11 protein-coding genes are annotated in these 13978 nt (G+C 59.0%); 5 read left to right on the top strand and 6 right to left on the bottom strand.

The features are described from left to right. Nucleotides 1-73 precede the first annotated feature (73 nt). From QZ862_RS01380 to QZ862_RS01390, 3 genes are all read left to right on the top strand, one after another. The gene (locus tag QZ862_RS01380) at nucleotides 74-1663 is read left to right on the top strand and encodes an NAD(P)/FAD-dependent oxidoreductase (RefSeq protein ID WP_296096996.1); all 1590 of its coding nucleotides are present in this window, start codon (nucleotides 74-76) and stop codon (nucleotides 1661-1663) included. Between the two features lie 17 nt (nucleotides 1664-1680). Next, on the top strand, nucleotides 1681-2187 hold the full coding sequence (locus tag QZ862_RS01385; protein WP_296022296.1) for a MarR family transcriptional regulator: 507 nt from the start codon (nucleotides 1681-1683) through the stop codon (nucleotides 2185-2187). A 110-nt stretch (nucleotides 2188-2297) separates the two neighbouring features. Continuing rightward, nucleotides 2298-2792: a cupin gene (locus tag QZ862_RS01390; protein WP_296096998.1), complete on the top strand. Its 495-nt coding sequence runs from the start codon at nucleotides 2298-2300 to the stop codon at nucleotides 2790-2792. Nucleotides 2793-2844: 52 nt separating this feature from the next. On the opposite strand, the gene QZ862_RS01395 is transcribed toward QZ862_RS01390, so the two are convergent. The 6 genes from QZ862_RS01395 to QZ862_RS01420 all read right to left on the bottom strand — a co-directional run bounded on the left by QZ862_RS01395 (nucleotide 2845) and on the right by QZ862_RS01420 (nucleotide 12437). Beyond that, a complete protein-coding gene (locus QZ862_RS01395; protein ID WP_296097000.1) occupies nucleotides 2845-4278 on the bottom strand; it encodes an NAD(P)(+) transhydrogenase (Re/Si-specific) subunit beta in 1434 nt (477 codons plus the stop codon). Between the two features lie 19 nt (nucleotides 4279-4297). Next, complete coding sequence (locus QZ862_RS01400) at nucleotides 4298-5869, bottom strand: Re/Si-specific NAD(P)(+) transhydrogenase subunit alpha (RefSeq protein ID WP_296097003.1); 1572 nt, start codon at nucleotides 5867-5869, stop codon at nucleotides 4298-4300. Between the two features lie 31 nt (nucleotides 5870-5900). Beyond that, nucleotides 5901-7223: an MFS transporter gene (locus tag QZ862_RS01405; RefSeq protein WP_296097005.1), complete on the bottom strand. Its 1323-nt coding sequence runs from the start codon at nucleotides 7221-7223 to the stop codon at nucleotides 5901-5903. Between the two features lie 127 nt (nucleotides 7224-7350). Beyond that, on the bottom strand, nucleotides 7351-8901 hold the full coding sequence (locus tag QZ862_RS01410) for an indolepyruvate oxidoreductase subunit beta family protein (RefSeq protein ID WP_296097008.1): 1551 nt from the start codon (nucleotides 8899-8901) through the stop codon (nucleotides 7351-7353). Nucleotides 8902-8916: 15 nt separating this feature from the next. Beyond that, nucleotides 8917-11070, bottom strand: a complete 2154-nt coding sequence (locus tag QZ862_RS01415) for an indolepyruvate ferredoxin oxidoreductase subunit alpha (protein ID WP_296097010.1) — start codon at nucleotides 11068-11070, stop codon at nucleotides 8917-8919. A 374-nt stretch (nucleotides 11071-11444) separates the two neighbouring features. Then, nucleotides 11445-12437: an AraC family transcriptional regulator gene (locus tag QZ862_RS01420; protein WP_296097013.1), complete on the bottom strand. Its 993-nt coding sequence runs from the start codon at nucleotides 12435-12437 to the stop codon at nucleotides 11445-11447. A 165-nt stretch (nucleotides 12438-12602) separates the two neighbouring features. Here QZ862_RS01420 and QZ862_RS01425 point away from each other — a divergent pair, with 165 nt between their 5' ends. Both QZ862_RS01425 and QZ862_RS01430 read left to right on the top strand, forming a co-directional pair. Continuing rightward, nucleotides 12603-13112, top strand: coding sequence for a flavin reductase family protein (locus QZ862_RS01425; protein WP_296097016.1), 510 nt, complete (start codon nucleotides 12603-12605; stop codon nucleotides 13110-13112). 42 nt (nucleotides 13113-13154) lie between these two features. Continuing rightward, on the top strand, nucleotides 13155-13940 hold the full coding sequence (locus tag QZ862_RS01430; protein ID WP_296097020.1) for an SDR family oxidoreductase: 786 nt from the start codon (nucleotides 13155-13157) through the stop codon (nucleotides 13938-13940). Nucleotides 13941-13978 lie beyond the last annotated feature (38 nt).

The following is a 13978-nucleotide window of genomic DNA, read 5'->3' on the forward strand; positions in this document are numbered from 1 at the left end:
CGGAGGTGAACTCAGTGACTCCGGCCCTTTCCACCCATCGCGATGCCGCCTCTTGCGTCTGTGGAGTTTCCCCATGGCTGATCCTGATTACATCATCGTCGGAAGCGGCATCAACGCGCTGGTCGCCGCAGCTCTCTTAGGCAAGAAGGGCAAACGTGTCCTGCTGCTCGAAAGAAACGACCGCATTGGCGGCTGCCTGCGCACAGAAGAAATCACACTTCCGGGCTACCGGCACGATGTCATGGCAACGACCATGGTCCTGTTCCTCACGTCGCCTGCCTTCGCGGCTCTGGGCAAGGATCTGGAGGCCCGAGGGCTGGAGTTCTGCCACACATCAACGCCAACCGGCGTGCTGCGGACAGATGGCACGCATGCCATTCTCTCGACGGATCGCGCACGCAACATCGCCCGTTTCGATGGCATCGCCGATGGGGATGGCAAAGCCTTCGACCGTGAAATGGCGCGTTTCGCGAGCAATGCCGGTTTCGTCTTCGGCCTGCTTGGCGGTAATCTCTGGTCCACAGCGACAGCCAAGCTGCTGGGCCGCGAAGTCTGGAAACGGGGACTGAAGGGCCTCACTGCATTTTTCGGCGAGGCTCTGTCGCCTGCGCGAGGCTATCTCGAAACCACCTACCGCTCCGAGGAACTGCGCGGGCTTTTTGCGCCCTGGGCACTGCATTGCGGCCTTGGGCCGGAAAGCGCCTATTCCGCCGAGATGACGCGCGTTATCGGCTTTGCCATTGAGGCGGCCGGTTGCCCGATCGTTAAAGGCGGGGCGGACAATCTGCTCGCAGCTTTCGAGCGGCTGATCACGGATCAGGGTGGCAGCATCATGCGTAGCGCCGATGTCGAGCGGGTCGATGTCGATGCGTCCGGCAAGGCCGTCGGCGTCACGCTTGCCGACGGGAAACAATTGCGAGCAGCCAAAGGCGTCATCGCCTCCGTCACGCCCCATCAGCTTTACCAGCGCCTTTTGAGCGCCTCGTCCACCAAGCTGCCACAACCAGTGCAGGAGGGCCTTGCCAGCTACCGATATGGCAAGGGCAATATGCAAATCCATTATGCGCTTCAAGCAGCGCCTCGCTGGCGCGCGGGCGAAGAGCTGAGCAAGGTGGCGCTCTTGCATCTAACCCCCGGTCTCGATGGAGTCTCTCGTTCCGCCAACGAGGCCGAACGTGGGCTTCTGCCGGCAGAGCCGACGGTCTGCGTCGGCCAGCCGACAGCGCTCGATCCCAGCCGTGCGCCGGATGGCGCTGCCGTTTTATGGCTGCAGGTGCCGGATACGCCACGCCACATCAAAGGCGATGCGGCGAATGAATTGGCATGCCCGGTTGACGGGCGCTGGACGGAGGCGCTGCGCGAGGCCTTTGCCGATCGCATCGAGGGAATCCTGCGCGCACAGATCGAGAATTTCGACGAGATCGTCCTGAAGCGCCGCGCTTACGCGCCGACAGACCTCGAGGCAATGAACATGAACCTCGTGGGCGGAGATCCTTACGGCGGCTTCTGCGGGCTCGACCAATTCTTTCTCTGGCGTCCGTTCAAAAGCTCGGTTAACCACAAGACCCATGTTGCGGGTCTTTACCATATCGGGGCGTCCACGCATCCTGGGCCGGGCCTTGCAGGCGGGTCCGGTTTCCTGCTCGCCTCGTCTTTGCGCTGATGAAGGGATGAAAGCACATGGATAATGGCTTTTCCGTCGAATTTCTCGGAAATCCCGACGACCAGACCAAACGCATTCCCAGCCTCGGCGAGATCGGGCTCAATAATTTTGCGCCCTATATCATGAACCGCATCATGGCGCGGTGGAATGCCAACCTTGCCGAAGACATGAAGGCACGCGACGTTACCACCGTGAAGATGCGCGCTCTTGCGGTGCTGAACGTCTCCTCGTCGCTGACCATCAACGAGCTTTCCGTCTTCGCCGTGACCGAGCAATCGACCATGAGCCGCACGCTGGATTCGCTGGAGGAGCAGGGCCTTGTCCGGCGCGTCCCGCGTGCCGACGACATGCGCGTGCGCGATGTGACCATCACCGATGAAGGCCGCGCCGTGTTCGAGGATGTCTGGCCGATCATGTACAACGACATGTGCCGGATGTTCAAAGACATCGACGATGAGGAATATCGCGCCTTCGTGACGACCTTGCACAAGATTCTGCGCAACATTCGTCGCCACGAAATCTGAAGCATCCTCCCAAGAACATCGTCCCCTCCCCGGCACTGGCAACCCTTCGACGAACTTCAAGCCTCCATCGGCGTTCATTCAACACCGCTAACATTGCTAAGGATGAAACGATGAAGGTCGACCACTTTACCCTGCCGTCCAGCGACTGGGTTCCCAATCACCCTACGCTCCCCGTTCTCGTCTACAGCCATATCCGAAGCGATCTCGATTCATCGGCTTTGGAGGACATGTTCCACGATCATGGCTGGACGGGCGTCTGGCGAAACGGCGTCTTTGCCTTTCATCATTATCACAGCGGCGCCCATGAGGTGCTCGGCGTCGGTCGTGGCAATGCCAGGCTCCAGATCGGTGGGCCGGATGGGAAGATACTCGATGTGAAACAAGGGGATTGCCTGCTTCTGCCAGCAGGAACCGGGCACAAGCGACTGGAAAGTTCGAGCGATTTTCAAGTCGTGGGTGCCTATCCGCCCGGTCAGGGGGCGGATATCCAGCGCGAAGCTGCAACGAGAGAAATGCTGGCGTTGATCCGCTCTCTTCCCGTCCCCGCAACCGACCCCGTGTTGAAAACGTCTGGCGGCTTGATCGAGCTTTGGCGCTCCGCGTGACGGGTTAAAGTGTGAAGGCCCCGTCACGGGAATGACGAGGCCTCCTTTTGCATCAGGAAATCAATGGCACGAGCGCGCTGACGCTCTGCTTCGCGTCGCCGTAGAACATTCGGGTGTTTTCCTTGAAGAACAGCGGGTTCTCGATGCCGGAATAACCGGTGCCCTGACCGCGCTTGGACACAAAGACCTGCTTTGCCTTCCACACCTCCAGCACCGGCATGCCGGCGATTGGAGAGTTCGGATCCTCCTGTGCCGCCGGGTTGACGATGTCGTTGGAGCCGATAACGATCACGACATCCGTGCTCGGGAAGTCATCGTTGATCTCGTCCATTTCCAGCACGATATCGTAAGGCACCTTCGCCTCCGCCAGAAGTACGTTCATATGGCCCGGCAGACGGCCTGCGACCGGATGAATGGCGAAACGCACCGTCTTGCCCGCCGCGCGCAGCTTGCGGGTCAGTTCAGAAACCGCGGCCTGTGCTTGCGCCACCGCCATGCCATAACCCGGCACGATCACGACGCTATCGGCTTCGTTGAGGGCTGCAGCCACGCCATCGGCATCGATCTCCACCTGCTCGCCATTGATCTCCATGGCCGGACCCTTGGAGCCACCAAAGCCACCAAGGATGACGGAAATGAAGGAGCGGTTCATGGCCTTGCACATGATGTAGGAGAGGATCGCGCCCGACGAGCCAACCAGCGCGCCGGTGACGATCAGGAGATCGTTGCCGAGGGTGAAGCCGATCGCGGCTGCCGCCCAACCGGAATAGCTGTTCAGCATCGAGACGACCACCGGCATATCAGCACCGCCAATGCCCATGATCAGGTGATAGCCGATGAAAAAGGCAAGCAACGTCATCAGCACCAGCGTCCAGGCACCCGCGCCATTGCAGTATAGGATCAGCAGCAGGATGGAGAGTGCCGCGGCCCCCGCGTTGAGGAGGTGCCCGCCCGGCAGCTTCTTTGCCTTGCCATCGACCTTGCCGGCCAGCTTGCCGAAGGCAACCACCGAGCCAGTGAAGGTAACCGCACCGATAAAGACGCCGAGGAACACCTCGACCTTCATGATCGCCAGTTCCACCGGCGTCTTGTGTGCCAGAAGGGCGGCAAAACCGGTGAGAGCCGAGCGCGAGGCCTCATCCAGAGAGGCGACATGCGCCTCTTCAATATGGGCGTTGAAGCCGATAAAGACGGCGGCGAGACCGACGAAAGAGTGAAGTGCGGCAACGAGCTGCGGCATCTCCGTCATCTGCACGCGGTTCGCGACGAAATAACCGAGAACGGATCCGCCGGCCAGCATCACCAGCACGATGAACCAGTTGCCGACATCCGGTCCAAAGACAGTCGCAATGATGGCGAGAGCCATACCGGTGATGCCGTACCACACGGCACGCTTGGCGCTTTCCTGACCGGAAAGACCGCCGAGTGAGAGAATGAAAAGAGCCGCTGCGGCAACATGGGCCGCTGAAACAATACCAAGTGTCATGATAATCCCCTCCCCCGGCTCAAGACTTCTGGAACATGGCGAGCATGCGCCGTGTCACGAGGAAGCCGCCCACAATGTTGATCGTCGCGATCAACACTGAGAGTGCTGCCAGAATGACGACCAGCCAGTTGCTGGAACCGATCTGCAGCAACGCGCCCAGTATGACGATGCCCGATACGGCATTCGTCACCGCCATCAACGGCGTGTGGAGGGAATGGCTGACATTCCAGATGACCTGGAAGCCGATGAAGCAAGCCAGGACGAAGACGATGAAATGGCTCATGAAGCTTGCGGGCGCATAAGTGCCGACGAGAAGCAGAACGGCCGTGCCGATGGCCAGAAGGCCGACCTGATTGACGGTCTGCTTCTTGAAGGCCTTGATTTCCTGGGTCCGTTTTTCCACAGGCGTCAGTTCCTTGGCTTTCTCCTTTGGCTTTTGGGCGGCAATCGCCTGGATTTTAGGCGGCGGTGGCGGATAGGTAATCTCGCCCTTGTAAGTGACTGTCGCACCACGGATGACATCGTCCTCCATGTTGTGAACCACCTGCCCATCTTTGGCGGGCGTCAGATCGGTCACCATGTGGCGGATGTTGGTGGCGTATAGCGTCGAGGCCTGCGCCGCCATCCGGCTCGGGAAATCCGTATAGCCGATGACAATGACGCCATTGTCGGAAACGATACGCTGGTCAGGAACGGTCAGGTCACAATTGCCGCCACGTTCCGCGGCAAGATCGACAATCACGGAGCCGGGCTTCATCGCGGCCACCATATCGGCGAGCCACAGCTTCGGCGCATCGCGACCGGGGATCAGTGCAGTGGTGATGACGATATCGATCTGCGGCGCGAGCTCGCGGAATTTCGCTAGCTGCTTTTCACGGAATTCGGGCGAGGATGGAGCGGCATAACCGCCGGTCGCCGCGCCGTCCTGCTGATCGGCGAAATCGAGATAGACGAATTCAGCGCCCATGGACTCGATCTGCTCAGCCACTTCCGGGCGCACATCGAAAGCATAGGTGATGGCACCGAGCGATGTGGCGGTGCCAATGGCCGCAAGACCTGCAACGCCTGCGCCGATGATCAGCACCTTGGCGGGTGGCACCTTGCCGGCGGCGGTCACCTGCCCGGTGAAGAAGCGACCGAAATTGTTGCCGGCCTCGATGACGGCGCGATAGCCGGCAATGTTGGCCATTGAAGAGAGGGCATCCATCTTCTGGGCGCGCGAAATGCGCGGCACCATGTCCATGGCAAGGACGGTAGCACCCTTTTCCTTTGCCTGCTGCAGCAGCGCCTGGTTCTGTGCCGGATAAAAGAAGGAAATCAGCGTATTGTCCACAGACAGCCGGTCGATCTCGGAAGCCTCCGGCGGGCGAACCTTGGCGATGATGTCGGAACCAGCGTAAAGCCCCTCCGCGGTATCGACGACCGTCACGCCAGCGGCCCGGTAAGCATCATCGGAGAAACCGGCAGATTTGCCGGCCCCGGTCTCGATCAGGCATTCGTAGCCCAGTTTCTGCAAGGCTTGAGCACTGTCCGGCGTCATCGCGACGCGCGCTTCGCTCTCATAGATTTCCTTAGGTGTACCTAGTCTCAAAAGTCCCTCCCTTAAACTCGAAACACTGCAATCACTTCGTCTCATATCGACCAATGGATGACGGTATTAACACAGTGGCAAGAGCCGCCAAGGCCGCTACCGCCGCAAAAATGTAAAAGTTCCATTCGGGAGCAAGATTCGTGCTGGCGATCCAGCCGCCAAGGAGTGGCCCTGTCAGAGCGCCGATCCGCGAAAAGCTGAGCGCAAAGCCCGTGCCAGCGGAGCGGATTGTCGGATCAAGCCGCTGCGCAAGAAAGCCGGTCAAGATGAGCGAAGCTGAGACCGTACCGAAACCAGCAATGGCGACGAAGACGTAGTTCAGCACAATCGAGCTCTTGAAGGTCAGCGCCGCAATGCCGATGGCACCAACCAGATAGGAGAGCGCGACGGTCCGCTTGATGCCAAATCTGTCTGCCCACGTGCCGAGCACGATACCGCCAATCGCAGAACTTAGGCTGAAAACGGCGAGGAAGAGGAGGCTGTCGCCCAAATCGTAACCGTTCTTGCGCATGATCTGCGGCAGCCACTGTGCCAATCCGTAGACTAGCAGAAGCCCGAGAAACAGACCGACCCAGAAGCAAATCGTCTCGAACGCCTTGTCGCGCGCGAAGATGGTTTTGAGAACGGCGGACCAGCCCGGCCCCTTCGCGTTTCTCTGAACCGTCTTCGGTAAAGCAACACCCATGCGTTTCGCCGTTTCAGCCGCTTGCTTGTGCTTGCCGCGCAGAACGAGGCTTTCAACGGATTCGGGCAACAGGAAATAGAAGACCGGCACAATCAACAGCGGCGCGGCACCGAAAAGCACGATCACGCGCCAGCCGTAGTCTGCCAGAAAGCCGCGACTGCAAAGTGCCGCTGCCAGGATGCCGAGCGAGTATCCCGAATACATCAGGCCGTAATTGAAGCTTTTGCGGTTTTTGGGCGAGTACTCCACCGTCAGCGCCGCAGCAACAGGAATGATACCGCCAAGACCAAGACCGGCGATGAAGCGGCTGACGCCGAACCAGAATGGGGTCGGAGCCATGGACGTCAGGATCATGCAGGCGGCAAACAGGCTGAGGCAGCCCATGAACAGCGGCTTGCGGCCATAGATTTCGCTGAGCGTTCCAATTACAATGCCACCGATCAACATGCCGATCACGGTATAGCTGCCCAAGGCACCCAGTTCGAGGGGCGTGAGCTTCCAGATAGGATCTACCGAAAGGGCAGGAAGGATGGCGCCGAGGACACCCACATCATAGCCTTCGGCAAAAATCGCGAACCAGCACAGCGCCACCACCAGCAGGCTTTTGCTTGAGGATATCTCTGCTGGCTTCATCGCCGCATAGGACGAAATTTCAATAGGTTGCGTCATGATAAAGTTCCCCTTTTGCGCAGAGCAGAAGCCCTGAACATTCGACACGGATAGGCATGGTGATGATGAGGACGGTCGCCGCGGTCACGGCGCCGTCTTTCTTATAGTTGTTGTACGGCTGACGCGGTCAGAGCGTCGCGACGGTCTTCAAGGCGCCGTCCAGCGCAATACCCTGTTCGTCCAGAAGAGCAGCCTGGCGAAGGCGACGCATCCAAGCTGCGCCATCCGCGCGATCTCTGAGCAAGGGCAGAGCGGACATGACACGGTCGAACTTGGAGAGACCACGGCTGTGGGTGTCGGAATAACCCTTCACCAGCCGACGATTGCCGAGAACCTCCACGGCCAGATCGTAATTGGCAGCCAGGACCTCTTCCGCCTTTTGCAGCCAGGCATCGCGATGCGTGACTTCGATATGATGCCGCAGGCTGCCCCGGCGGAAACGGCGCAAGGCGGAGGTAACGTAAAGGCAGAGGAACCAGAACAATGTGCCGGTCTTCACCCGCCGACCCTTGTCGATACGGCGATTGAGGAATGCGAAGAGTTTCGGACTATTCTCGATGCACCGGCCAAGCCCGCGCGGAAGCGTGCCGCACACCTCCTCCATGCGCGGATGCATGTATTCCGTCGTGTAGAGCAGTTGGTCACCCTTGACGCCGACTTCCTTGCGCACGCGCTCGAAGCGAGCCGAACGCGTTTTCAGGTCTGCAACGCGAATGACATCGTCATAGGCCATGGCGACGGCCAGATATTTTGCTGCCTGTGCGGTGAAGGCATAATCCTTCTCAGCGCCGCCATTGGCGGCATCTGCCTTGTGAAGGGAAGCGACCCGCGTCAGGTACTCATCCGCATAAGCCGGATCCTGGAATTCGGTCAGCTTCTTCACACCGGCATAGAGCATGGAGTGCGCATTTTGAGGAAACTCGGTCCGGATGCGGGCAATCAGCCTATCCAGCGCGGGATGACCGGCGGATGTGGGCAACTCTTCCAGCTTCTTGACGGGCGTTGCGGACAGCTTGTCGTTTTCCCCCTTGGTCGTCCGCTCGTAGGCGGCGTTGAAGGCCCGAAGGCTGGCCTCGATGCCTTTGCCGCCCGACTTGATGGTAGCTTCGAAGATTTCCTTGGAGAAAGGCAATGCCTTGGACGCGGCCAGCGCACCGAAGAGCGCCGAAGACACCACGCTGCCATTCTTGACAGCCAGCGTATCCATGTCGAAGGCAATGGTTTTCTTGGCGGCGAAATCCGTCGCATCGGCCACGACAGTGGGGTTGCCGATGCCATCGCCCGGCTTTTCCTTTTCACCGACCGCATAGGAACGATGGGTGGAGGCGATCAGCAGCGTCTTGTCCGGCGTGACGAGGCCGCGAATGACCGAGCGCCCGGCTTCCATCAGTTCCGCTGCAATGACGATATCGACGTCGCCGGGTGTCGGCATGAGGGACAGGATCGGCTTTTCGCCCTCCCGTGCCTTCAGCAATTCAAGATAATAGATCGTCGCGCCCGTGCGCTGAGCGACTCCTGGAACTGAAGTTGTCTGCGCAACCCAACCCTGGCCTTCGGCAAGCGAGATGATCCAGTCTGCCAGAACGCCGCCGCCCTGCCCGCCCATGGCAAGGATGGCGATGGAAAGCGGCTTGTCGGCGGAAAGAACGGACGAAAACTGCGATTGAAGACTATCCATGATGATCTCTCCTCCTCAAGCCGGAAACAGAACGCGCGACGCGTTTCTGCGCTTTTGCAGCCATTCGATCACCGCAGAGCGCAGGCGATAGAGAAACCTGTCTGTTTTCGTCGGATTGTGAATGACATCGGCCCGATAGAAGGAGGGGCAGAGAACCGCCGCTTCCGAGACTTCGCCGCAGTTGCCGCAACCCACACAGGAATTGTCGATCGCCGCGACCGGATCGTCCTTCAGCGGATCGTCCGTATGCTTGACCGAAAGCGACGGACAGCCGGACAGGCGAATGCAAGCGTGATCGCCGGTGCAGACATCCTCATCCACCCCGAAGCGTTCCTTCACCATGCGCTTGCCATTCTTCACCGCCTTGGCGAATTGCGGCTTTACGCGACGCTGCTTGTTCAGCATGCATTCCGATGAGGCGACAATGATCTTCGGGCCTTTTTCATCGGTCGTCAGCGCCTCTTTAAGCGTGTCACGCATTTTCGCCACATCATAGGTGCGGTCGATCTGCTTGACCCAGGTGGCACCGATGCCCTTCACCGCCTTGACGATCGAATTGTTAGTCTTTCGGTTGGGGTTGTCGGCTCGCGACGACAGGACATCCTGCCCGCCGGTGGCAGAGGCATAGAAATTGTCGACGATGATGGTGACACCGTCCTGCTTGTTAAAGACGGCATTGCCGACGGATGTGGCAAGGCCGTTATGCCAAAAGCCGCCATCGCCCATCACCGCAATCGAACGCTTGTCCGCATCCACGTTGAAGGCGGAGGCAGAAGCCGGGCCAAGCCCGTAACCCATCGTCGTGCCGCCAATATTGAAGGGCGGCAGGATGGAGAACAGGTGACAGCCAATATCGGCAGATACATGATGGGGCCCGAGCTCCTTTTCCACCAGCTTCATGGCGGCAAAGATCGGACGCTCGGGACAGCCGGTGCAGAAACCCGCCGGACGCGCCGGCACGACTTCAGCCAGTGCTTTCACCTTCGGGTCGCTCAACACGGCAGATGGATCGGGAACTGGCGGACGATTGCCGAGAAGCTGCGGGGCATTGACCTCAAGGAAACCGGTCAGGCCCTTGATCAGCACCGGCGTGGTATATTCGCCGCCCATGGGCAGCAGATCCTTGCCGGAAATCTTTGTCTGGATATCGCGGCGGCGCATCAACGTATGAAGGGCCTGTTCGATATATTCCGGCGCGCCCTCTTCTACCATCAGCACCGCCTTCTTGCCCGCGGCAAATGCGACGATCTCGTCGTCGATCAGCGGGTAGGAGACATTCATGACGTAGAGCGGAATGCGGCTATTGCCATAGACATCGGCAAGGCCAAGATGCTGTAGCGCTCGCATGGTGCTGTTATAGAGGCCGCCCTGGAGGATGAGACCAACCTCGCCTTCGGACGGGCCGAAGAACTCGTTCAACTTATTTGTTTTGACAAACTCGACGGCTGCCGGCCAGCGGCGTTCCAGCTTGTCCTTCTCATGTTGGAAGGATGCCGGCGGTAGAACGATGCGGTTGAGATCGCGCACCGGATTTTCCAGCGCCTGTTTCAGTGTGTAGGCCGGGCGCTTGTTGTCCTTGGCGACAAATTGCCCATGAACGTGGCAGCTGCGAATGCCGACCTGCAGCATGACGGGGGTGCTGGATGCTTCGGAAAGCTCGAAACCCTTTTCCACCGCATCGACGATGGAGGTCAGATTTGGACGCGGGGTCAAAAGCCACATCTGCGATTTCATCGCAAAGGCATGGCTGCGCTCCTGCATAATCGAAGAGCCCTCGCCGTAATCCTCACCGATGATGACCAGCGCCCCGCCGGTCACACCACCGGAAGACAGATTGGAGAGCGCATCCGAGGCGACATTGGTACCCGCGGTCGATTTCCATGTCACGGCGCCGCGCACCGGATACATGACGGAGGCGGACAGCATCGCGGCAGCGGCTGCTTCAGAGGCCGAGGATTCGAAGTGGACACCGAGCTCCTGCATCACATCCTTGGCATCGGCCAGGACATCCATGAGGTGGGAAATCGGCGAGCCCTGATAACCACCAACATAAGATACGCCGGATTGCAGCAGCGCTTTGGTAATGGCGAGAATACCCTCGCCGCTGAAGATTTCGCCTTCACCCAGCTTGAGGTCTTCAACCTCGCGCGCAAATGACCGTTCGGCCATGATGGTTCCCCTTATGACTATTGCGCCTTTTATATGCAAAATCATATTTCTACTTTTGAGTAGATGTCAACCGAGAAAGATTTAAACCTAAAATAATTGTGCAGAGTGAAATTAGGACCGTTAAACTGCATATTTTTGCATATCGGAGAGGACAGATCTGTATGCACATGCACATTTCTTGCGCAAGAAACCATTCGGGCGCAACTTTTCCATACCGGAGGACCGCCGAGGCACGTCAACACCCCAGCGTATGTTTAGGCTTAAAGTATTTGCGCCGATGGGGGAAAGGTGATGCATATCACATCGCAGTTCCCGCGGCTGTCTGTGCGTGGGAAACACCATCCATCAGGCGGCTCAGCCCCTTCGGTATAACCTCAAGACCATCCTCTGCTTTGTCGCAGTGTCTGAGAGGGCGTTTCGCCATACCGCTCTCTGTAAGCAAAGGCGGCACGACCGAGATGGCCGAGACCCGACGCGAAGACGGCATCGGCGACGCTGATATCGCCGGACGGCGTCAACAGGGTCTTACGCAAGAGCTCAAGGCGTACGTCCTGCACCGCCTCCATCAATGTCCGTCCCCTTGCTTTCCGGTAGCTATCCTGAAGCGTGCGCAGTGGAACGCCCGATGCCTCGGCGATATCGGCTGCCGTGATCGGCTGTTCGGCATTCGTCCTGATATAATCTTCCGCACGCTGCACCGGCACGGGACCGGCACCCTGGCTTGACCGCTGGAGGCGACCACTGCGGTTATGCGATAGCCCATGCAGGAGCAGATTGACCAGACCGTCCCGAAGCATGATCCGGTAGGCTTCCGGAAAATGGCCGATGCCTTTGGCAGCGCCTGACATCAGCATGCTGTGCTGAAATATCCCTTGGCCGATGCCATGGGTCAGATCAATCGCCGGTTCGAACTCGATACGATCGGATCGCTCATGCGCCAGGGTCTCGAAGTGGCTTTCCACGAGCTCGCGCTCCAAAAGTACGATCAGTTTCTCACACCCTTCCGCCCAGCGCATGCGGGTCGCGAGCGTTGGGGACAATAGCGTTGCCGTACGGCCTTCTGCGACATGGGTTTCCTTGCCGCCGCACCGAACGACCGCACGACCCTTTACGGGCAGTTGCAGTAGAAAGAAGCGAGATAGTTCGCCGGGGTCGATTTCCACCGCGGATCCGTAAGACACGACATTGATGGAGTGACCCGGCTCCTCAACCACATCATGAACCGCGTGAAAGCCGCTTTTCCAAGCTCCATCGACCAGCAGGAAATGCGGGCAGAAAATCCGTCCGATCGCCTCTCGCGCCTCGTCCACGTCGTGGGTGTCCACTACCGGGCGGGCATCTGGTTGCTGCTTGCCGATATCGATCATCAGTCACTCGCCGAAATGACAAAAGTGAAGTTTCAGACCGCCTGTTGCCGAAACTGGATAAATCCCTGCGCAATCTGGATTGCCGATTGGATCTCTTAGCCGGAACATCATCGAAAGTTTAAACATAAAACGAATGCGAAATCTATTCGCAAAGGGAACAAAAACATGAGCAGCGAGGAATTCCGCGTCGGCATGCGCAAGCTGACCGGCGGTGTCACCATCATCACTTCCATGGATGCAGAGGGCAACCGCTGCGGGCTAACGGCCACGGCCGTCTGTTCGCTTTCGACCGAGCCCCCGTCGCTTCTGGCTTGCGTCAACCGTTCAAGCTCGGTTGCGGCCGTGGTGGAGTCGAGCGGCGTCTTTGCCGTCAACGTTTTATCTCTCGATCAGCAGCCGGTGGCCGAAGTCTTCGCCGGACGGGCGGGCCTAGTACGTGAAGAACGCTTTACCGCAGGCGAATGGATCAAGGGCATCATGACCGGCGCGCCGGTTCTGTCTGAGACATGCGTCTCCTTCGAATGCGAGATCGCCGAGGTGAAGGAATTCGGCACGCATCTGATCCTGATCGGCAAGGTCGCCAAGACCCATTGCGCTCCAGAAGACGACAATCCGCTGATCTACGGAAACGGTGCGTTTCTAACTGCGGCAGCCCGGCCGCAAGCCGCGGCCTGACATCCACGACACATTTCTGCTGACATTTGCAAGGAGACGACGATGCGCGGACTTCAAGGGAAAACTGTAATCATTTCCGGCGGCGCGACACTGATTGGCGAGGGCATTGCCAAAGTGCTGGCTGGCTACGGCCTATCGGTGGTGATTGCCGATATCAACGAAGAAGCCGGAAAAGCTGCGGCTGAGCGAGCCGGGCACAAAGTCCAGTTTATCCGTACAGACATCACCAGCGATGCCGATATCGGCACACTCGTCGACAAAACGGTTGAGGCCACCGGTCGTCTGGATTTTCTTGTCAATGTCGCCTGTACCTATCTCGACAATGGCGTCGAGACGACTCGCGCCGACTGGCTGAAGGCTTTCGACATCAATGTCGTCGGCTCGATCGCGCTGATGCAGGCGGCGCACAAGCACCTTGCCAAGAACAACGGCGCCATCGTCAATTTCGGCTCGATCTCGTCACGCATCGCCCAGACCGGACGGTGGGTCTATCCGGTCTCCAAGGCCGCCATCCTGCAATTGACGCGCAACCAGGCGATGGATCTGGCGCCTGACGGCATTCGCGTCAACGCCGTCTCTCCCGGTTGGACCTGGAGCAATGTCATGGTCGAGCTGACCACGAACACCCGCGAAAAGGCAGACAGTGTCGCCAAGGACTTCCACCTGCTTGGACGCACGGGAAGCCCGGAAGAAGTCGCAGAGGCGGTCGCCTTCCTCCTCTCCGACAATGCAAGCTTCATTACCGGAACCGATATTCGCGTCGATGGCGGCTACACTGCCATGGGACCGGAGCGCAACGAGCCAGCAATACCACGCCTCATGAATTGAGCCGCCTCGAAGATCAACAAACGGGAACGTCACAGCGG

It is taken from the genome of uncultured Agrobacterium sp. (assembly GCA_913777615.1).
Lineage (GTDB): Bacteria > Pseudomonadota > Alphaproteobacteria > Rhizobiales > Rhizobiaceae > Agrobacterium.

Bases quoted from the DNA above. Each gene is read 5' to 3' on its own strand.
- QZ862_RS01385 (WP_296022296.1), top strand. From the start codon at position 1,681: ATGGATAATGGCTTTTCCGTCGAATTTCTCGGAAATCCCGACGACCAG.
- QZ862_RS01410 (WP_296097008.1), bottom strand. From the start codon at position 8,901: ATGGATAGTCTTCAATCGCAGTTTTCGTCCGTTCTTTCCGCCGACAAG.
- QZ862_RS01395 (WP_296097000.1), bottom strand. From the start codon at position 4,278: ATGACACTTGGTATTGTTTCAGCGGCCCATGTTGCCGCAGCGGCTCTT.
- QZ862_RS01405 (WP_296097005.1), bottom strand. From the start codon at position 7,223: ATGACGCAACCTATTGAAATTTCGTCCTATGCGGCGATGAAGCCAGCA.
- QZ862_RS01380 (WP_296096996.1), top strand. From the start codon at position 74: ATGGCTGATCCTGATTACATCATCGTCGGAAGCGGCATCAACGCGCTG.
- QZ862_RS01415 (WP_296097010.1), bottom strand. From the start codon at position 11,070: ATGGCCGAACGGTCATTTGCGCGCGAGGTTGAAGACCTCAAGCTGGGT.
- QZ862_RS01390 (WP_296096998.1), top strand. From the start codon at position 2,298: ATGAAGGTCGACCACTTTACCCTGCCGTCCAGCGACTGGGTTCCCAAT.
- QZ862_RS01430 (WP_296097020.1), top strand. From the start codon at position 13,155: ATGCGCGGACTTCAAGGGAAAACTGTAATCATTTCCGGCGGCGCGACA.
- QZ862_RS01420 (WP_296097013.1), bottom strand. From the start codon at position 12,437: ATGATCGATATCGGCAAGCAGCAACCAGATGCCCGCCCGGTAGTGGAC.
- QZ862_RS01425 (WP_296097016.1), top strand. From the start codon at position 12,603: ATGAGCAGCGAGGAATTCCGCGTCGGCATGCGCAAGCTGACCGGCGGT.